General features: G+C 71.6%; 4 protein-coding genes. All 4 read right to left on the bottom strand.

What is annotated here, in order from left to right; all coding sequences use genetic code 11:
* Positions 1 to 39: 39 nt before the first annotated feature.
* The 4 genes from IEY88_RS20780 to IEY88_RS20765 are packed head-to-tail and all read right to left on the bottom strand — an operon-like array spanning position 40 to position 22,214.
* Positions 40 to 3,417 carry a non-ribosomal peptide synthetase gene (locus tag IEY88_RS20780; RefSeq protein ID WP_189156435.1) on the bottom strand — a complete coding sequence of 1,126 codons (3,378 nt, stop codon included), beginning with the start codon at positions 3,415 to 3,417 and terminating at the stop codon, positions 40 to 42.
* Positions 3,411 to 10,655 (bottom strand): non-ribosomal peptide synthetase, encoded by a 7,245-nt coding sequence (locus IEY88_RS20775; protein ID WP_189156434.1) that lies wholly within the window; start codon positions 10,653 to 10,655, stop codon positions 3,411 to 3,413. Before IEY88_RS20775 ends, IEY88_RS20780 begins: the two co-directional genes overlap by 7 nt.
* Positions 10,648 to 14,970 (bottom strand): non-ribosomal peptide synthetase, encoded by a 4,323-nt coding sequence (locus IEY88_RS20770; protein ID WP_189156433.1) that lies wholly within the window; start codon positions 14,968 to 14,970, stop codon positions 10,648 to 10,650. Before IEY88_RS20770 ends, IEY88_RS20775 begins: the two co-directional genes overlap by 8 nt.
* Positions 14,955 to 22,214, bottom strand: coding sequence for a non-ribosomal peptide synthetase (locus tag IEY88_RS20765; protein ID WP_189156432.1), 7,260 nt, complete (start codon positions 22,212 to 22,214; stop codon positions 14,955 to 14,957). Before IEY88_RS20765 ends, IEY88_RS20770 begins: the two co-directional genes overlap by 16 nt.

Genomic DNA, 22,214 nt, shown 5'->3' with positions numbered 1-22,214 from the left:
AAGGGCGTGCATCCCGCGGGATGCACGCCCTTTCGGCGTCTACAGCGCCAGTTCCTCCTCGGTCATCGCGTCGATCTCCAGGTAGATCTCCGCGACCTGGCCGAGCCTGCCGGGCACCGGCTCGTCGGCCTGCATCCTGGCCGCCATCGCGCCCACGGTCAGCGTCGCGAACAGCGTCCGCACCGTCACCTCCGACGTGTCCAGCGCCTCCCGCAGGCGGCCGACGATCATCGTCGCCAGCACCGAGTCGCCGCCCAGCGCGAAGAACGCGTCGTCGAGGCCGACCCGTTCGACGCCGAGCACCTCGGCCCAGATCTTCGCCAGCACCTGCTCCAGCGCGGAGACCGGCGCGACGTAGGTGTCCGCCTCGCTCGCCCAGTGCGCGGCGACGGCCTTGCGGTCGACCTTCCCGTTGGCGGTCAACGGCATCGCGTCCAGCACGACCACCCGCGTCGGGACCATGTGCGGTGGCAGCAGGGTGCGCACGAACTCGCGGACCTCCTCGCCGTCCACCTCACCGGCGACGGCGGCGACGAGCTGCGTGCCCACGACGCCCGCCACGCCTCGCCGGACACCGGAGAACTCGGCCAGCGCGGCCTCGACCTCACCCAGCTCGATGCGCATGCCGCGCACCTTCACCTGGTGGTCGCGGCGGCCCAGGAACTCCAGCGTGCCGTCCGGCCAGTACCGCGCCAGGTCGCCCGTGCGGTACCAGCGGCGTCCCTCGTGCGTGACGAACCTGTCCGCGGTGCGCTCCGGATCAGCGCGGTAGCCGTGGGCCACGCCATCGCCGCCGATCCACAGTTCACCGGTGACCCAGTCCGGGCAGTCGCGGCCGCGCACGTCCACGACTCGGCACGCGACGTTGCGCAGCGGCGTGCCGTAGGGCACCGAGCGCCACGACGGCGCCACTTCCCGCACTTCGCACACCGTCGAGTGGATCGCCGTCTCGGTAGTGCCGCCGAGGCCAGCGAACCGGCAGGACGGCGACTGCTCGAACGTCCGGCCGGGCAGGTCCGTGCCCACCCAGTCACCGCCCAGCAGCACGGTGCGCAGGCCGGAGAGCTCGCCGGGCCGTGCGGTCACGAGCAGCATGTCGAGCAACGCGGGCACGCAGTTCACCAGCGTCACGCCACGGGTGGCGGCCAGCTCGACCCACTGGCGGGCGTCCTTGCGGTCGTCCTCCTCGACGAGAACGACAGCGCCACCGGCGGAAAGCAGGCCGAACACGTCGTAGACGGAGAGGTCGAACTCCAGTGCCGACACGGCGAGGCAGCGGTCGGACGGGCCGATGCCGAAGCGCACGTTCAGGTCGTCGATGGTGTTCATCGCGGCGCGGTGCGGCACCTCGACACCCTTCGGCTCACCGGTGGAGCCGGAGGTGAACAGCACGTACGCGATGTTCTCCTCGGGCACGCTCACGGGCGAAGCCAGCGGTTCGGCCGTGGTCTCCCACGACGTCAGCACGTGCTCGACACCCGCGATGCGCCGGATCCGCTCGGCCCGCGCGGCAGGCTGGTCGACGCCGATCGGCACGTACCCGGCACCCGCGGCCAGCACACCGATGGCTGAAGCGACCTGCTCGGGACCCTTGCGCTGGCTCACGCCGACCAGGTCGCCCGGCTGAACCCCCTGAGCCACCAACGATCCCGCGATGCGCAGGGCCTTGTCGGCCAGTTCGCCGTAGGTCAGCACGCCGTCACGGCCCCACAGCAACGCAGGCGCGTCCGGCGTCTCCTTCGCCAGCGCGAAGAAGCCGTCGTGCAGCAACGCACCACTGCGCGGGCCGTCGGTCGCGTTGGCGGCGGCACGGACCTCCAGCTGGGAAGAAGGCAGCGCGCCTCCAGCCGGACGCTCCCACACGTCGTCGCGCTGGCCCAGGTTCGTGACGAGGTCGCGGAACGCCGCGAACATCGCGTCGATCACGCCCTCGGGGAACGCGTGCTCGCGCACGTCCCAGTTGATCAGCAGGCCCTCGTTGACCTCGGTGATCTGCGCGTCCAGCAGCACCTGCGGGCCCTGCGAGACGATCCACACCGCCTCGCCGAAGCACCGGCGGACGCGGGCGTCGAACAGCTCGCCGAGGTTCAGCGCACTCGTGAAGACGATCGGCGCCAGCACCTGCTCACCGTGGTGCCGCGACAGGTCGCGCAGCACCTCGACACCCGAGTAGGCCGCGTGCGACGCGTCCTCGTGCATCCGGGCCTGCAACGCCCGTGCGTGCGTCACGAACGGCGCTTCCTCGCTCAGGTCGACCTCCAGCAGCACGGAGCTGGTGAAGTCGCCGACGAGCTTGTCCACGTCGGGGTGGTCGCTCTGGCGGTCGAACATCGGCAGGTTCATCAGGAACCGCGGCTGCGCGCTCCACGCCGACAGCGTCTCGGCGAACGCGGCCGCCACCACCATCGCCGGGGTGAGGCCGTGCTCGTGCGCACGGGCGGCGAGGCGCTTGCGGTCCTCCGGGGCGAGCCAGTGGTGGCGCCGGGTCACGCGGGACGCGTCCGCACGCTCGGACTCGGGCACCAGCGGCAGGTCCGGCGCGGTCGGCAGCTCGGAGACCCGGTGCTGCCACCACTCCCGCGCGGCCTCCTGCTCGGCCTTGCGGCTCAGCTCGCGCTCGGCGAGGTAGCGCGGGTAGCTGTAGGCGATCGGCGCGGGCACGTGGTCCGGCTCGTCGTAGAACCGCGCCAGGTCGGCCAGCAGCACGCGGTAGCTCAGCGCGTCCGCGGCCAGCATGTCGACGTCGACGTGCAGCCGTGCCTTGCCGCCGGGCAGCCGGCTCAGCGCCACGTGGAAGACCTCACCGTGCGCCACGTCCAGGCGCGCGTGCGACGAGGCGTCCCGCAGCTCCTCGAGTCGTTGCGCCACCGCGTCTTCGTCCATAGAACGCAGGTCGTGCACGGTCAGCGGGTCCTGGCGGCGGTCGGGCAGGATGCGCTGCTTCCCGTTGTCACCGAACTCCGCGCGCAGCATGCCGTGCCGGGCGACGAGCTTGCGCACCGCCGTCGTGAGCCGCGTCGGGTCCAGGTCGGGCCCGTCGAACTCGACGTAGAGGTGCGCGGCGACCGAGCCGAGCGTGGCCTCCTCGTCACGGCCGATCCAGTACGCGTGCTGCATCAACGCGAGCGGGAACGGTGCGCTCTCGTCGACCTCGACCCGCACCTCCGGTTCGGGCGCGACACCGGCGGCGTCGGCGAGGATCTTCCGCCAGTCCGCGAGGGTCGGGTTCTTCGCCAGCAACGCGAACGGCACCTTCACCCCGCCGCGCCGCCACTTGTTCGCCACCTGCATGAGCTGGATGGAGTCGAGGCCCCACTCGATCAGGCTGTCGTTCTCCGACAGCCCGGCCGCCTCCGGCCCCAACAGGTCGGTGACCTCGCGCAGGAGTTCCCCCGCTGTCGGCTGCTGACTCACCACGTGCCCAGCTCCACTTCGAACTCGTCGATGTCTTCTGCCGAAACGTCCACGAAGGACGTGTCGATCGCCGTCGGCGCGCTGCCCGCCAGCTCCGCGCGGAACTTCCCGACCAGCCCCGGCTCGTCCGGGCCCGTCACCTCGACGCGCAACGTGGTGCCGACGGCGACGGCGTTCACCTCCAACGCCCAGTGAGGTGTCTTCGGCGGTACCCGCAGCACCGGTGCCTCAGGTGCCACCGTCCACGGCGCGCCTGAACCCTCGCGCAACCGGCCGTGGTAGTTGACGACGATCGTGGGCTCGCGCAGCCCCGCGAACGGCCGGACCAGGCCGTAGCCGAGCCCGTGGTCGGGGAACGCGTCCAGCTGCTCGGCGATGTCGCGCACCCGGATGCCCGGCCGCAACCGCACCGGGTGGATCGTCGTGAACCAGCCGACCGTGGCGGACAGGTCAGCACCGGGGGCGATCTGCTCCTCCCGGCCGTGACCCTCGACCGCCACCACGACGTCGCCGCTGCGGCCGCGCCACGTTTCCAAGGCCCGGGCAAGCGCGGCCAGCAGCAGCTCCCGGACACCGCCGGAATCGGGCAACGGCACGGTGAACTCGGTGAGGAGCTGCTCTCCCCCCAGCGGCAGCACGGTGTCCGCGCCCTCGAGCACGTCCCGCCACATGCCGGTCTCGCCGCCGCGTTGCTGCTCGGCGAGCAACTGCGACCAGCGCCGGAACGACGTGCCGGTCCGCGCGAGCTCACGTCCCGCCCACGCCTCGGCGAGGTCGTCCATCAGGATCCGCCACGACACACCGTCGACGACCAGGTGGTCGGCGACGATCAGCACGCGGTCGTCGAACCACACGACCTGGACCATCCGGTCGGCCGTGAGGCGTTCGCGGGCCGCGGCCAGCTCGGTGTCCAGGTCGCTTTCGGCCCGGCGGACGACCTCGGCCGCGTCGAACGACTCCGCGGGCACTTCCAGAGTCGTTCCGTCCCAACGGGAACGCAGCACGTCGTGCCGGTCCAGCACGGCCTGCACGGTTCGCACCAGCGCGTCGTGCGTCAGGCCCTCCGGCGCGACCAGCAGCATCGCCTGCGCGAGACCGCCACGGGTCCAGCGCATGATCGGCGTCGGCTCGACCAGGCCCACCGGCTCGTCGTCGGCCGTGCGCGCGGGTGCGGAGATCACCGTGGCCAGCGCGGCCGGGGTGCGGTGCTCGAACACCTGCCTCGGGGTGATCACCACACCTGCCTTGCGGGCGCGGCTGACCAGCTGGACGGACAGGATGCTGTCGCCGCCGAGCGTGAAGAAGCTGTCCTGCGCGCCGACCTCCGGCAGCCCGAGCACCTCGGCGAACAGCCCGCACAGCACGGCTTCCCGCTCGTCGGCGGGCTTGGCGTCCCCGGTGAGCGCGGCGAAGTCCGGCGCGGGCAACGCGTTGCGGTCGAGCTTGCCGCTCGGCGTGAGCGGCAGCTCGGTCAACGGCACCAGCGCGGCCGGGAGCATGTGATCGGGCAGGTCACGGGCCAGTTCGGTGCGGATCGCGTCCGGTGCCGCGTCGCCGACGACGTAGCCGACGAGCCGGTCGTCCCGCACCACCACGGCGGCCTGCCGGACGCCGGCGACCTTCGCGACCGCGACCTCGATCTCGCCGAGCTCGACGCGGAAGCCGCGGATCTTGACCTGGTCGTCGGTGCGGCCCAGGTACTCCAGCGCGTCTCCGGTCCACTTCACCAGGTCGCCGGTGCGGTAGAGCCGCTGTCCCGCGTCGAACGGGCTGGCGACGAACCGCGAGGCGGTCAGCGCGGGCCGGTTCAGGTAGCCCTCGGCGAGCTGCACGCCCGCGAGGTAGAGCTCTCCCGGGACGCCGGGCGGGACGAGGCGCAGGTGCTGGTCGAGCACGTACACCCGGGTGTTCCAGACGGGCCGGCCGATCGGCACCGTGCCGTCGCCGACGCCTTCGGTCGTGTCCCAGTACGTGACGTCGACGGCTGCTTCCGTTGGGCCGTAGAGGTTGTGCACGTGCGGCAGAGCCCGTCCGAGGTCGGACGGCAGTGCCTCACCGCTGCAGATCACGCGCTTAAGGGACTCCGGCCGTGCGCCCGATTCGACGAACGCCCGGAGCATCGACGGTACGAAGTGGACGGTGGTGACGTTCTCGCGGTCGATGAGTTCCGCGAGGTAGGCGGGGTCCTTGTGGCCGTCGGGCTTGGCGACCACCAGGGTCGCGCCGGTGATCAGCGGCCAGAAGAACTCCCACACCGAGACGTCGAACGATGACGGCGTCTTCTGCAGGACGCGGTCTTCGGCGGTGAGGCCGTATTCGTCCTGCATCCACAGCAACCGGTTCACGATCGCGCGGTGGGAGACGACGACGCCCTTGGGACGGCCGGTGGAACCGGACGTGTAGATCACGTACGCCGCATCGCCCGGTGCAGGGGTGACGACCTCGGCTGCGGGACCGTCGAGCAGACCTGGTTCCAGCACCACGACGGGCTGGGCGTCCTCGATCATCATCGCGAGGCGGTCGGCCGGGTACGACGGGTCGAGCGGCAGGTAGGCGGCACCGGCCCGTTGGATCGCGTACAGCGCGACGATCAGGTCGAGCGACCGGTCGAGGTGTACGCCGACGATCGAGCCGGGGCGAACTCCCTGCGCCGCCAAGCGACCGGCCAGCTCGGAAACTCGGGCGTCCAGCTCGGCGTAGGTCAGCGACGAGCCTTCGAACACCACCGCGGTGGCGTCCGGCGTCCGCGAGACCTGCTGCGAGAACAGCTCCACCAGCGTCGTGTCCGGCACGTCGTGGTCGGTGGTGCGTCCGAGCAACGCCTCGCGCTCACCGGACGTGAGCACGGACGCCCTCGACAACGGCCGGTCCGGGTTGGCGACGAGCCCGTCGACCAGCTGCACGAACCGCGCCACCAGACCGTCCACAGTGGACCGATCGAACCTGTCCCCGCTGTAGACCAGCCAGCCGTCGAGCCCGCCCGCGTCGGAGCGCTCGAACAGGTGGAACGACAGGTCGAGCCGCGCGGTGTAGAAGTCGACGTGCTCCTCGCGCAGGGAAGCCGCGCCGAACGGCACAGGTCCGCCGGACGCGCGCTGGAACGCGAGCATCACCTGGAACAACGGGTGCCTGCCGAACTGCCGTGCCGGGTTGAGCGCCTCCACGATCCGCTCGAACGGCAGGTCCTGGTGCGCGTACGCCTCCAGGTCCGTGCGCCGCACCCGGTCCAGCACCTGCCGGAACGTCGGGTCGCCGCTGAGGTCCGTGCGCAGCACCAGGTTGTTCACGAAGAACCCGGCGAGACCGTCGAGGGCCGTGTCCGTCCGGCCCGCCACCGGCACGCCGAGCGGGATGTCGTCGCCCGCGCCGACCAGGGCGAGCAGCGTCGCGACGGCCGCCTGCACGGCCATGAACACCGTGCCGCCGGACTGCTGGACGAGGTTCGCCAGCGCGCGGTGGGTCTCCGGGGCGATGCGGAACGCGACGGCGTCACCCGCGTACGTCGCCTCGACCGGACGGGGCCGGTCTGCGGGGAGGCTGATCTCCTCCGGCAGGTCGGCGAGCTGTCGCGTCCAGTAGGCGAGCTGTTCGTCCGCGAGGCTGGTGAGCAGATCCCGTTGCCACAACGCGTAGTCCGCGTACTGCACGGGCAGCGGTGCCCACGTGGGCGTGCGGCCGCGCGACCGTTCGTGGTAGGCCGTGGTCAGGTCCGCGACGAGACGTTCGGACGACCAGCCGTCGCTCGCGATGTGGTGTGCCAGCAGCGAAAGAACGTGGGCGTGGTCGCCCACTCGGTACAGCGTGGCCTCGAACGGCGGTTCGCGGTCGAGTTCGAACGCCCTGGCGGCCGCTTCGCGAGGCGAGCCCTCGCCGTGCTTCAGCGACGGCAGGACGTCGAGCACCTGCTGGTACGGCTTGCCCTCGAACTCGGGGTAGATGGTGCGCAGCACCTCGTGCCGCCGCGCCACGTCCGCGAGTGCGAGGTTCAGCGCGTCGGTGTCCAGCGGGCCGTCGATGCGCACCGCGAACGGCACGTTGTAGGTCGCGCTCGGCCCCTCCAGCCGGTATAGGAACCACAACCGTTGCTGCGCCGACGACAGCGGGATCCGCCGCGGCCTCGGCATCGGGGCGAGCACGGGGCGCCTGCGGCCGGTGGAGTCCAGCAGGCCGGCGAGTCCCGCGACCGTCGGTGCCTCGAAGACCTCACCGATCGCGATCTCCGCGCCCAGGTCGGAACGCACCCGGCCGACGAGCCGGGTGGCGAGCAGCGAGTGCCCGCCGAGTGCGAAGAAGTCGTCGTGGCGGCCGACCCGTTCGACGCCGAGCAGTTCGGCGAACAGCAGGGCGACCGCCTGCTCACGGGGTGTCGCAGGCTCTTCGGACAGGGCGGTGAGCTCGGGTTCGGGCAGTGCCCGGCGGTCGAGCTTGCCGCTGGGAGACAGCGGGAGTTCGTCGATCTCGACGATCACCGACGGCACCAGGTGCTCGGGCATCCCGGCGGCGAGCTTCTGCCGGATCTCGGACACGTCCGCGCCGTCGCGGAGCACGACGTAGCCGACGAGCTGTTGACGCTCGGTCCGTGCCACCACGCCCGCGCTCACGACCTCCGGCAACGCCGTCAGCGCCGCCTCGATCTCGCCGAGCTCGACGCGGAAACCGCGGATCTTGACCTGGTCGTCGGTGCGGCCCAGGTACTCGAGCGCGTGCCCGGTCCACCTGACCAGGTCGCCCGTGCGGTAGAGCCGGCCTGTGCCGAACGGGTTCGCGACGAACCGCGAGGCGGTGAGGCCGGGCCGGTTCAGGTAACCCTCGGCCAGCTGCACACCGCCGAGGTAGAGCTCTCCGGCGACACCGGGCGCGACCGGCTCGAGGAACCGGTCGAGCACGTACGTCTGCGTGTTCCAGACCGGGAGGCCGATCGGCACGGTGCCGGTGCCGACACCGGCGGAGGCTGGCCAGTAGGTGACGTCGACGGCTGCTTCGGTGGGGCCGTAGAGGTTGTGGACGTGCGGGAGTGCGTGGCCGAGGTCGGACGGCAGTGCCTCGCCGCTGCAGATGACCCGCTTCAGGGACTTCGGCCGGCCGCCGGACTCGACGAACGCGCGCAGCATCGACGGTACGAAGTGGACGGTCGTGACGCTGGAACGCTCGATGAGATCGGCGAGGTAGGCGGGGTCCTTGTGGCCTTCCGGCTTCGCGACGACGAGGGTGGCACCGGTGATGAGGGGCCAGAAGAACTCCCACACCGAGACGTCGAACGACGACGGTGTCTTCTGCAGGACCCGGTCTTCGGCCGTCAGCCCGTACTCGTCCTGCATCCACAGCAACCGGTTCACGATCGCCCGGTGCGAAACCACAACACCCTTGGGACGGCCGGTGGAGCCGGACGTGTAGATCACGTAGGCCGCGTCACCAGGTGCGGGCGCGACGACCTCGGCCGTGGAACCGTCGAGCAGGCCCGGTTCGAGGACCACGGCGGGCTGGGCGTCCTCAATCATCATCGCGAGGCGGTCAGCCGGGTACGACGGGTCGAGCGGTAGGTAGGCCGCGCCAGCCCGTTGAATCGCGTACAGCGCGACGATCAGCTCCAGCGACCGGTCCAGGTGCACGCCGACGATCGAGCCGGGCGCGACACCGCGAGCCGCCAGCTGTCCGGCCAGTTCGGTGACCCGCGCGTCCAGTTCGGCGTAGGTCAGCGACGAGCCCTCGAACACCACCGCGGTGGCGTCCGGGGTCCGCGAGACCTGCTGCGCGAACAGCTCCACCAGCGTTGTGTCCGGCACGTCGACCTGGGCGCCGACGAGCTGCGAACGTTCGCCCTCCGCGAGGAAGTCCAGAGCGCTCAGCCTTGCCGACGGGTCGGCGAGTGCCGCGGTGAGCAGGTTCTCCAGGTGCGCGAGGAACCTGTCGATCGTCGCGTGGGCGAACAGCTCGGTGGAGAACGTGGCCTCGACGCGCATCTGCCCGCCGGTGACGAACGCCTCCAGCGCGAGGTCGAACTGGGTCGTGTCGTTGTGCACGGTCTCCCAGGTGGCCTGCACACCGGGCAGGTCGAAGCCCTGCAGGCCCTGTGCCAAGAACAGCAGCATCACGTCGAACAGCACCGAACGGCCGGGCACGCGCGGCGGGCGGAGGCGTTCGACGAGCAGGTCGAACGGCAGGTCCTGGTGCGCGTACCCCTCGGTGCACACCTTCTGCACGCGCGCCACCAGCTCGGCGAACGTCGGGTCGCCGGTCAGGTCGGCGCGCAGCACCAGGGTGTTGCCGAAGTTGCCGATCAGCTTCTCGACCTCGCCCGCGTCCCGGTTCATCGACGCCGAGCCGATCGGCACGTCGGTCGCACCGGTGTACCGGCCGAGCAGGCTCGCGTAGGCCGCGAACACCACCATGAACGGTGTGACACCACGGGTCTGCGCGAACTCGCCGACCAGTTCGGTGACGCGCGGCGCGAACGTGCGGAACCTCCGGTCACCCCGGTCCGACCGCACCGCCGGCCTCGGCAGGTCCGTGGGCAGCGGCAGGTTCTCCGGCATCGGGTCCAGCGCGCGCCGCCAGTGCTCCACCTCGCGGGTGATCTTCGCGTCGTCCAGCGTCCTGCGCTGCCACACCGCGAAGTCCGCGTACTGGACGGGCAGCGGGTCGAGCGCGGCCGGACGGCCCGTCGTGTCCTCCCGGTACAGCGCCGAGAGGTCGCGGGACAGGGTGTTGAACGTGAAGCCGTCCCAGGCGATGTGGTGCACGGTCAGCACGAGCACGTTGTCGTCCTCGCCGCGCCGCAACAGCCGCAGCCGCAACGGGTGGTCGCGGCGCAGGTCGAAGACGTACCCGGACTCCTCGCGGGCGATCCGCGCGACCGCGCCGTCCCGCTCCAGGGCGTCGAGCCCGCGCAGGTCGGACTCCGGCATGGTCACCACGGCGAACTTGTCCACCACCTGGCGCGGTTCGCCGCCGGCGCCCTCGGTGTAGCGGGTGCGCAGGATCTCGTGCCGTTCCACCAGTCGCTGGAACGACCGGTGCAGCGCCGCCGTGTCGAGCGGGCCGCGCAGGTCGATCGCGAGGCACACGTTGTAGGCGGGGCTGTTCGGGGCGATCTGCTGCAGGAACCACATGCGCGACTGCGCGTACGACAACGGCAGGTCGTCGTCGCTGTCCCGCTTGGGGATCTGCGCCGTGTTCGCGAGACCGGCCTCGGCCAGCCTGCGGCGCAGCAGCTCACGCTTGCGGGCGGCAAGGTCACTCACCGGGGGTCTCCTTCGCGATCAGCGTCAACGCGGCGAACCACTCACGCGACAGCTCATGGATGCGGTCTTCGCTGAACAGCGCGGCGGGCCACTGCCAGTCGGCCTCCAGGGCCGACCCGCGCACCAGCACGTTGAGCACCAGGCAGTACGGGGCGGGTGCGGCGTCGTCGACCCCGCCACCCATCGCGCCCACCTCGGGCGCACCGGTCCACGACTCGCCGTCGCGTTCGCCGATGGTCAACCTGCCGAGGTAGTTGAACTCCAGCTGCGGCTCCGGCAGCCGCGCCAGCTCGGCCGCGGTCTCCGGGTTGAGGTACCGCAGCAGGCCGTGACCGATGCCCTTGTCCGGCACCGAGAGCTGCTCGTTGACCCGCTTCAGTCCCTTGTGGACGTCTGCGGCGAGGTCGCCGGGATCGACGCGCACCGGGTAGACGCTGGTGAACCAGCCGACCGTGCCGGACAGGTCGGCGCCGGGCACGACCTGTTCCTCACGCCCGTGGCCCTCCAATGCCAGCAGCAGCGAGGTGCCGGACGCGTCGCGCCAGCGGGAGACCGCGTGCGCCAGACCGGACAGCAGGACGTCGTCGACCGTGACGCCGTGCCGCGCGGGCACTCGCGTCAGCAAGGCCTCGGTGGTCTTGTCGTCGAGGAACGTGCGGGTGGCGCGCATCGTGGCGCGCATGTCCACCGCCGGGTCGAGCCTGCGGGTGCCGAGCAACGGATCCGGGCCGGAGAGCACCTCCCGCCACAACGGCAGCTCCGGCGCCTTCGCGCGTGCGGCTTCCTGCAGTCCGGTGGCCCACTCGCGGAACGACGTGCCGACCGGGGGCAGCTCCCGGCCGTCCCACAGGTCGGCCAGTTCGGGCACCAGCACACCCCACGAAGCGCCGTCGACGACGAGGTGGTGCAGCAGCACGAGCAAGCGGCCCTGCCGGTCGCCGCAGTCGAACCACACGAACCGCGTCATGTCACCGGTCGCGGGCCGCAGTTCGGCCAGCTCCCCTTCCATCACCGACGGCAGCAGCTCGGCGATGTCGTTGTAGGACAACGAGGTCGCGTCGATCCGTCGCACAGCGGGCGTCACGCTGCCCTGTGGCGGCACGGTGAAGGTGCCGTCGAACCGCGCCCGCAGCACGTCGTGCCGGTCGAGCAGCGCCCGCACCAGGTCCACCAGCCGCGACTCGGTCAGCTCGGCGGGCGTGCAGAGCAGGCGGGCCTGGCTGAGCCGGTCGTACGGCGCGTTGTCGCCCAGCCAGTGCAGCATCGGGGTCAGCGGAACCTCGCCGACGCCGTCCGACTCCCCGGACTGGACGGCCTCGCGGACGACGGCTGCCAGCGCGGCCACGGTCCTCTGCTCGAACACGTCACGCGGGCTGAACGAGAGCCCGGCACCGCGTGCCTTGCTCACCAGCCGCATCGACACGATGGAATCGCCGCCGAGGGCGAAGAAGCTGTCGTCGGCCCCGACCGCCGGCAGGCCCAGCACCTCGGCGAAGAGCTCCGCGATCTGCTTCTCCCGCACGGTCGCGGGTGGCCGGGACGACGTCGCCGTCCAGTCCGGTGCGGGCAGCGCCTTCACGTCGAGCTTGTCGTTGCGGGTCAACGGGAACGAGTCGACGCGCACGACCGCCGCCGGCACCATGTGCTCGGGCAGCGCCGCGGCGCAGTGTTCGCGCAGGCCCTCCGTGCCGCTCGCCACGACGTACGCCACGAGCCGCTTCACCCCCGGCACGTCCTCGCGGGCAATGACCACCGCCCGCCGGACGCGTTCGTCGCGCAGCAGCACGGCCTCGATCTCACCGGGCTCGATGCGGAACCCGCGGATCTTCACCTGGTCGTCGACGCGGCCCAGCAGTTCGATCAGGCCCTCGGCGTTCCAGCGCGCCACGTCACCGGTGCGGTACATGCGGGTGCCGGGTGCGCCGAACGGGTCCGCGACGAACCGTTCGGCGGTCGTGCCGGGACGATTGAGGTAGCCGCGGGCCAGGCCGGCGCCCGCGATGTACAGCTCGCCCTCGACCCCGGGCGGGCACGGTCGCAGGCCGCGGTCGAGCACATATGCGTGCGCGTTGCCGACCGGCGACCCGATGCACGGGTTCTCGGTGCGGTCGAAGTCGCAGGCCGCCGAGTCGACGGTGCACTCCGTCGGGCCGTAGAGGTTGTAGATCGCGAGGTCCGGTTCCGCGCGCAGCGAGCGCCACAACGGCAACGGCACCGCCTCACCACCGACACCGAGCACCTTCAGCGCGCCGCGCCAGCCGGGTTCGGACGCGACCTGCGCGAGCAGCGACGGCGACAGTTCGACGAACTCGATCTCGTTGTCGGCCAGGAAACTCCGCAGCAGGTCGGCGTCGCGCCGGGTGTCGGCGGGCACCAGGTGCAGCTCGTGTCCGGCGAACATCCACAGCATCGGTTGCCAGGAGGCGTCGAACGCCATCGGCCACGCGTGCGCGACCCGCAACGGCCGCCCGATCCGCTCCTGAGCGGGGTCGAACAGGTCGGTGCGGTGGCTGACCAACAGGTTGGCGATCGCCCGGTGCGGCACCACGACCGCCTTGGGGGCGCCGGTGGACCCGGACGTGTAGATCACGTACGCGGGGTGCTCCGGCCGGGCGATCGGCTCCAGGTCGTCACCCGGCACGCCGGTGACGTCGGGCAGGCTGGTCAGCACGATCGCGGGATCGGCGTCGCGGAGCATGAAGTCGATGCGCTCGGCCGGCCAGTCCGGGTCGAGCGGCAGGTACGCCGCGCCCGCCTTGAACGCCGCCGCGAGCGCCACCAGCACGTCCGGGCCGGGCGGCAGGAGCAGTGCGACGATCTTCTCCGGTCCGGCGCCGGCCTCGATCAGCCTGCGGGCGACCTGGTTCGCGTGCTCGTTCCACTGGCGGAACGTCAGCCTGCGCTCGCCCGCCACGATCGCCGTCGCGTCCGGCGTGCGGCGGGCCTGCTCCGCCAGCACCTCGGCGAGGGTGTCCCCGGTGTCGAGAGCCTTGCCGGTGCCCCACTCGCGGAGCGCGGTGATCTCGTTGCCGCTCAACAACTCCACGTGCCGCACGTCGATGCCGGGCTCGTCGGCGAACACTTCGGCAGCGCGCCGGAACCGGTCGGCGAGCGTGTGCGCCCACGCCTCGTCGAAGACGCCCGGCCGGTACTCGAAGACGACGGTGAGCCGTTCCTCGGCGCCGACGGCGAGGGTGAGCGGGTAGTGGGTGGAGTCGTCCACCTCGATCTGGCTGATCGTGATGCCCGCGGCGCGTTCCCGTTCGGCGACGGCGTCGGTGTCGACCGGGTAGCTCTCGAACACCACGAGCGTGTCGAACAGGTCGCCCTGGCCGACGGCCCGTTGCACCTCGGTCAGCCCGATGTGCTGGTGCTCCATCAACGCGCCCTGCTCGGTCTGCACGGACCGCAGCACGTCGAGCACGGTGCCGCGGATGCGCACGCGGACCGGCACGGTGTTGATGAACAGGCCGATCATGCCGTCGACACCGGGCAGCCCGGCCGGTCGGCCGGACACCGTCGCGCCGAACAGGACGTCCTCGCGGTTGGCCGCCCGTGCGAGCAGCAGTCCCCACAGACCCTGGACGACGGTGTTGACGGTGAGACCGTGCTCGCGGGCGCGGGCGTAGATCCGCGCGGTCAGCTCCTCGGTCAGCTCCAGCCGCACCTTGCCCGGCCGGACGGGAACCTTCGGTGCCGCCGGCGCGAGCAGCGTCGGGCCCTCGACGTCGCCGATCGCGTCGAGCCACGCGGCGACCGAGGCGTCGCGGTCCTGCGCCGCGAGCCACGCCAGGTAGTCGCGGTACGGACGGGGCGCGGGCGGCGTGACGCCCTGGTACAGCTCCAGGAGTTCCCGCACCAGCAGCGGCAGCGACCAGCCGTCGAGCAGCACGTGGTGGTTGCTGATCACCAGCCGGAAGTCCCGCTCGCCGAGCTTCACCAGCGTCATCCGCAGCAGCGGCGGCTCGTCGAGGACGAACCTGGTGGTCCGGTCGCGCTCGAGGAACTCGGCGAATTCGGCGGCCGTGAACTCGTGCCGCGCCCACGGCAGTTCGACGTCGCGCAGGACGACCTGGACGGGCTCGTCCACGTCCTCGTGCACGAGCGCGACCCGGAGGTTGGCGTGCCGGTCGAGCAACGCCTGCGCCGCCCGGTGCAACCGGCCGGCGTCGACGTCACCGCTGAGGCCGAGCACGAACTGCGCGGTGTAGACGTCGTCGGCCGACTCGTCGTACAGGGCGTGGAACAACATGCCCTGCTGCAACGGTGACAGCGGCAGCACGTCCTCGATCGGGTCGCTCACTTCTTCTGCCATTTCGCTGCGATCTTGTCCAGCTGCTTCTGCTGCAACGACACCAGCGGCACGTCCGACGGCGTCAGCGACGACACCTCGCCGCCGCGCGCCTGCGCGACGAGCGCCTCCAGCACCGTCCGCCACGTCCGGGCGATTCCGTCCACTTCGGACTGGGTGTGTGCACCGGTCCACGACCAGGTCGCCCTGACGACCGGACCGTCCGCCCGGTCCTCGGTGACGACCGTCAGCTCCAGCGGCCGGTGCTGGTGCGCAGGCTCCGGCAGCCGTTCGGCCGCGGGCACCCAGTAGCCGTCCGGGATGTCGAAGCGGCCGAGGTAGTTGAAGCCGATCGCGGGGTCCGTCTCGCCCCGCAGGAGTCCGTAGCCGATGCCGTTGTCCGGCACCGCCCGCAGCTTCTCCTTGACCTGCTTGAGGGTCTCGCCAGGCGTGGCGGCCGGTGCCAGCGCGACGGGGTAGACGGTGGTGAACCAGCCGACCGTGCGGGACAGGTCGGCGCCGGGCACGAGGTGTTCCTCGCGGCCGTGGCCTTCCAGCGCGACGGTCTCGGGCTTGCCCAGCGCGGTCGCGAGCGCGGCCAGCAGCACGTCCTGCACGCCGGCGCGGAACGCACCGGGCACCTCGCGGAGAAGTGCGCTCGCCAGGTCGCCGCTGATCTCGTCGGTGCGGGAGCCGGCGGTCGGGCCGGGACGCACCGGTTCGGTGGAGGGGAAGGTCTGCTGCTCCCACCACCGCTGCTCGGACTCGGGAGGAGTGGGCAGGTTCTGGGCCCACCAGCGGAACGAGGTCGGCACCGGGTCGAGCTTGGCGGGGTTGCCGTCGGCCCGAGCCGTGAACGCCTGCTCCAGGTCGCCCGCCAGCACCCGCCACGACACGCTGTCCACCGCGAGGTGGTGGATCACCAGCAGCAACCGGCCCGGTGTCGCCGGCCCGAGGTCGAACCACACCGCCCGCACGAGCGCACCCGCCGCCGGATCCAACTCGGCCGAGACGCGCTCGAACTCCTGACGCACCAACGGTTCCAGCTCACCGTCCACCCGGACGTGGCTGAAGACCCCGTCCGGCACGTTCACCGGCACGGTGAGCACGCCGTCCGCGAACCGTGCGCGCAGCATGTCGTGGTGTTCCAGCAACGCGTTCACGGCTTCGGCGAACGGCTCCGGGCCGTCGGCGGGAGGCACGCGCAGCAACGCGGACTGAGCCATCTTCTCGTCGCCGGACGCCGCCCACCACCGGATGATCGGCGTCAGCGGCACCTCGCCCACGCCGCGCGCGCGTTCCTCGTCCTGAGGGGCAGGCGGTTCGCCGGCCACCCGAGCCAGCGCGGCGGCGTTCTGGAACTCGAAGACCTGGCGCGGCGAGACCCGCAGGCCTGCCGCGCGCGCCCGGCCCACGAACTGGATGGACAGGATGCTGTCGCCGCCGAGTGAGAAGAAGTTGTCGTCCGGGCTGACCCGTTCGACCTTCAGCACCTCGGCCATGATCCCGCACAGCAGCTTCTCCGCCGCAGTCTCCGCGTCCCTGCCTGTGCTTTCCTCGGCGGGAGGTTCCGGCAGCGCCTTGCGGTTCACCTTGCCCGACGGCATCAGCGGGAACTCGTCCAGGAACAGGAACCGCTGCGGCACCATGTGGTCGGGCAGGCGGGTCCGCAGCCAGTCGCCCAGACCGTCTGCTTCGGACCCGACGTGGTAGCCCACGAGACGCTTGTCGCGCAGCAGCACCACCGCGCGGCGCACGGCCGGGTGCTGTTCGAGGACGGCCTCGATCTCCTCCAGCTCGACCCGCATGCCGCGGATCTTGATCTGGTTGTCGGCGCGGCCGAGGAACTCGAGCGTGCCGTCCGGGCACCAGCGCGCCAGGTCACCGGTGCGGTACAGGCGAGATCCGGGCGGTCCGAACGGATCGGCGACGAACGCGGCGGCCGTGCGGCGCGGGTCGTTGATGTAACCGCGGCCCAGGTACACGCCACCGGCGTACAGCTCGCCGGGCACGCCGACGGGCACTCGCCGCAGGTTCGGGTCGAGCACGTGCAACCGCGTGTTGCCGTTCGGGCGGCCGATCGACACCGCACCGCGCATGGCGCTCGGCTCGCGGTACACGACGTGGCTGACGCCGATCGTCGCCTCGGCCGGGCCGTAGCCGTGGTACATCACGGCGTCGCTGACCGTGCGGAACCTCGCGAACAGCTCCGGCGTGAGCACCTCGCCGCCGCACCAGACGTGCTGGAGCGACTGCCCGCGCCGCTCGAAGTCCGGGAGGCCGATCAGCAGGTCGAGGATCGACGACGGCAGGTAGGTGTAGGTGACGCGGTGCCGCTCGATGATCCCGAGCAGGTAGTCGATGTCGCGCTCACCGCCGGGTTCGGCGATGACGAGCTTGGCGCCGGTGGTGAGCGGCAGGAACACCTCGTTGATCGAGATGTCGAACCCGAGCGGGGCCTTGAACAACCCGCCGTCGCCCGGCCCGAAGCCGAGCAGTTCCCGCTGCCACAGCAGCCGGTGCGTGATGGCCCGGTGCCGGATCATCGCGCCCTTGGGCGTGCCGGTCGACCCGGACGTGTAGATCACGTACGCGAGGCTCTCCGGCTCGATCTCGACGTCGAGGTTCGCCGGGTCCTCGGCGTCGAGGTCGACGTGCAGCACCGGGACGTTCAAGCCCTGCACCGTTTCGTCGTGCGACGGCCCGCTCAGCACGGCGGTCAACTGCGCGCTGTCCGCGACCTCGGCGATCCGCTGCGCCGGCCACGAGGGCTCGAGCGGCACGAACGCACCACCCGCCTTCTCGACGGCGAGCAGCCCGACGACCAGTTCGAGCGAGCGCTCCCAGTGCATGCCGACCGTGCGCTCCGGCCCGACGCCCGCCTCCTGGAGCCGGCGGGCCAGGTGGTTGGCCCTGGCGTTGAGCTCGGCGTAGGTCAGCGACCGCTCGTGGAACTCGACCGCGACGACGTCCGGGGTGCGGGCCACCTGCTCCTCGACCAGCGCGGTGAGGGTGGTCGCCCGCCGTTCCTCCGCAGTGTCGTTGAACCCGTCGAGCACGGCGCGTTCGGTGTCGTCGAGCAGGTCGACGGTGCTGATCCGCTGCTCCGGCTTCGCGACGAACGTCGTGAGCACCTTGACGAGCCTGCACGCCAGCGAGTCCACAGTGGACTTTTCGAACCGGTCGGCCGAGTAGGTGATCACGCAGTCGTCGTCGCCGAAGTGGAACGCCAGGTCGAACTTCGCCCCGGTGATGCCGGTGGCGATCGGCTCGGCGGTGAGGTCCGCCAGCGCGAGGTCGGTCGCGCCGTCGTCCCTGCGCGACACCATGACCTGGAAGAGCGGGTGCCTGCCCGGCGACCGCGGCGGGCTGAGCGCGTCGACCACCTGCTCGAACGGCAGGTCCTGGTGCGAGAACGCGTCGAGGTCGGCGTCGCGCACCCGTGCCAGCAACTCGCGGAACGCCGGGTTGCCGGACACGTCGGTGCGCAGCACGAGCGTGTTGACGAAGTACCCGACGAGCTCGTCCAGCGCGGCATCGGTGCGACCGGCGACCGGGGTGCCCAGCGGCACGTCCTCGCCCGCACCCATCGCGGACAGCAGGACGGCGGTGGCCGCCTGGCCGATCATCAGCTCGGTGACGCCGAGCTTGCGGCCCAGCGCGCGCATCCGGCCGGCGAGGCCCAGGGGGAACTCGACGGTGACGCTGCCCGCCTTGCGGGTCGCCGCACGAGGACGCGGGCGGTCGGCGGGCAGTGCGATCTCCTCGGGGAGACCTTCGAGCTTCTTCGCCCAGTACGCGCGTTCACCGTCCGTGACGAGATCTTGCTGCCACAGCGCGAAGTCCGCGTACTGGACCGGTAGCGGTGACCACTGCGGGGCCTCGCCCGCTCGCCGCGACGCGTAGGCGGTGGCCAGGTCGCGGAACAACGGGCGGGCCGACCACTCGTCCGCCGCGGAGTGGTGCACGACGAGGGTGAGGACGTGGTCCTCGGGGCCGGTGGTCAGGAGTTCGGCGCGGAACGGGATCTCCTGGTCGAGCAGGAACGGCCGGCTCGTGGCGGCCGCGACGAACTCGGTCTCGGACAGGCCGGATCGCCGAACCGCCTCGACGACAGGTGCGTCCTGCACGCGCTGGCCCTCGTCGGACAACAGCGTTCGCAGTGACTCGTGCCGAGCCACGACGTCGCTCAGCGCGGCGTCCAGGGCGTCGGCGTCGAGCGGTCCGGTCAGCCGGGCCGCGAACGGCACGTTGTACGTGGCGTCCGGTCCCTCCAGCCGGTGGAGGAACCACAGACTGCGTTGCGCCGCGGACATCGGCACGATCGCGGACCGTTGCCGAGCCGTCAGCTCCGGACGCTCGGAACCGCCGTCCAGCAACCGGGCCAGCCGGGCGACCGTGGGCGCGTCGAACACCGCGCGGATCCGCAGGTCGGCGTTCAGCGTGCGGCGGATCCGGCTGACCAGCTTCGTCGCGAGGAGCGAATGCCCGCCCAGCGCGAAGAAGTCGTCGTCCCGGCCGACCCGCTCGACACCGAGCACGTCGGCGAAGAGCCCTGCCAGCACCTGCTCGCGCGGGTCGCGGGCCGCCTCCCCGGCGGACTCCGCCACCTCGGGCGACGGCAGCGCCTTGCGGTCCAGCTTGCCGTTCGGCGTCAGAGGCATCTCGTCCAGCACGACGATCGCCGACGGCACCAGCTGCTCCGGCAGCACCTCCCGCAGCGCACGCCGGACGTCCCCGAGGCCTTCGCCGACCACGTACCCGACGAGCTGCTGGCGTTCGGCGAACACGTGAGCCGCCGCCGCACGCACCCCTGGCAACGCCATCAGGGCGGCCTCGATCTCGCCCATCTCCACGCGGATGCCGCGGATCTTCACCTGGTCGTCCGACCGGCCCAGGTACTCCAGGGCCACGCCGTTCCACCGCACCACGTCACCGGTGCGGTAGAGCCGTTCTCCGGGAACGAAAGGGCTGGCGACGAAGCGTCCGGCGGTCAGGCCCGGCCGGTTCAGGTACCCGTCGGCGAGCTGGACGCCCGCCAGGTACAGCTCGCCCGCCACGCCCTCGGGGACCGGGCGCAGGTACCGGTCGAGCACGTGGACCTGGCTGTTCCAGCACGGCACACCGATCGGCACCGTGCCGTTGCCGAGGCCGGCCGACGCGGGCCAGTACGTGATCTGGAGGGTCGCTTCCGTTGGCCCGTAGAGGTTGTGCACGTGCGGCAGCGCACCGCCGAGATCGGAGGGCAGGGCCTCACCGACGAGGATGATGCGCTGCAACGATTCGGGCCGGGCGCCGGACTCGACGAACGCGCGGAACATCGACGGCACGAAGTGGATGGTCGTGATGCGCTCGCGGTCGATCAGGTCGGCCAGGTACGCCGGGTCCTTGTGGCCTTCCGGCTTGGCGACGACCAGCACCGCGCCGGTGAGGAGCGGCCAGAAGAACTCCCACACCGAGATGTCGAACGACGACGGCGTCTTCTGCAGCACCCGGTCGTCCGCGGTGAGCTGGTACTCGGCCTGCATCCACAGCAGGTGGTTCACGATCGACCGCTGCGACACCACGACACCCTTGGGGCGGCCGGTGGAGCCGGACGTGTAGATCACGTACGCGGTGTCACGAGGCGTCGGCCGCCGCACCGGAGCCGTCGGGCCGTCGAGCAGGCCCGGCTCCAGCACCACGACGGGCTGGGCGTCCTCGATCATCATCGCCAGGCGGTCGGCCGGGTAGGACGGGTCGAGCGGCAGGTAGGCCGCGCCCGCGCGCTGAACGGCGTGCAAAGCGATGATCAGTTCGAACGAGCGGTCCAGGTGCACGCCGACGATCGAGCCGGGCCGCACGCCACGAGCCGCGAGCTGACCGGCCAGTTCCCCGACTCGCGCGTCCAGTTCGGCGTAGGTCAGCGACGAGTCCCCGAACACCACCGCGGTGGCGTCCGGGGTGCGGGCGACCTGCTGGGAGAACAGCTCCACCAGGGTCGTGTCCGGCACCGGGTGCGCGGTCGAGTTCGGCAGTTCGGCGGGGGAGAGCGGTTCGAGGCGGGCCACGAGCAGGTCCGGGGTGGCGGCGAACCGCTCCAGCACGTCCCGCAGGCGCGCGGCGACGCGGTCGACGGCGGGGAAGCGGGCCGGGTCGTGGGCGAAGCGCAGCGACAGCGACTCGCCGGGGACGACCAGCAGGGCCAGCGGGTAGTGCGTGGCGTCCTGCGACTCGATCGCGGTCAGCAACGAGTCCTCGAAGTCGGTGCCGGGGTAGCTCTCGAAGACCAGGAGCGTGTCGAACAGCGCCTGCCGGCCGGCGGCCTTCTGGATGTCCGCGAGGCCGAGGTGCTGGTGGTCGAGCAGGGCGGCCTGCTCGGCCTGCACGCGGGCGACCAGCTCGGCGAGCGTTTCGCCGGGGGACAGGCGGATGCGGGCCGGCACGGTGTTGATCAGCATGCCGACGATCGACTCGACGCCGGGCACGTCGGGGTGGCGGCCGGAGACGGTGGCGCCGAAGACGACGTCCTCGCGGCCGGTCTGCTCTCCCAGCACGAGAGCCCACGCCGCCTGCACGACGGAGTTCACGGTGAGGCCGCGGTCACGGGCGACGCGGGTCAGTGCGGCCGTCGTCGAGGCGGGGAGTGCGGTGTCGAGGAAGGAGGGCAATCCGGAGGGCGCGGCGTCCGAGGCGACGAGCGTGGCGCCGTCCAGTCCGGCGAGCGCTTCGGCCCACGCACGGGAGGCGGCTGCCGTGTCCTGTTTGGACAGCCAGCTCAGGTAGTCGCGGAACGGCCGGACGGGCGGCAGTTCCCCGCCCGAGTACAGGGTCAGCAGCTCGCGCACGAGCACAGGGGCGGACCAGCCGTCCCACAGCAGGTGGTGCGCCGAGATGACGAGCACGGGACCGGTTGCGGTGCGCGCCAGCGTGAAGCGGACCAGCGGCGGCCTGCCCAGGTCGAACGGCGCCGTGCGGTCCGCGTCCAGCAGGCGCCGCAACGCTTCGGGATCAGCGCAGTCGGTCTCGCGCCACGGGAGGTCCGCCGAACGGAACACGACCTGCACGAACTGGCCGGAGGACTGCGTGCGGAACGACGCGCGCAGCACCGCGTGACGCCGCATCAGCTGCTCGGCGGCGGTGCGCAGCCGATCCGCGTCCACGCCGGCCGAAAGGTGCAGCACGGTCTGCACGGTGTAGACGTCGACACCCTCGCCGAGCAGGGCGTGGAACACCATGCCCTGCTGGAGAGGGGTCAGCGCGAGGACGTCTTCAACGTTCGACGTCAC

This window comes from Lentzea pudingi (genome assembly GCF_014646255.1).
Taxonomy (GTDB): domain Bacteria; phylum Actinomycetota; class Actinomycetes; order Mycobacteriales; family Pseudonocardiaceae; genus Lentzea; species Lentzea pudingi.
Note: the sequence above shows the minus strand (reverse complement) of the source record. Positions and strands in the feature narration are given on the sequence as shown.

What these genes read in the sequence shown, in the direction of transcription:
- IEY88_RS20770 (WP_189156433.1), bottom strand. Translation starts at nt 14,970, where the DNA reads ATGGCAGAAGAAGTGAGCGACCCGATCGAGGACGTGCTGCCGCTGTCA.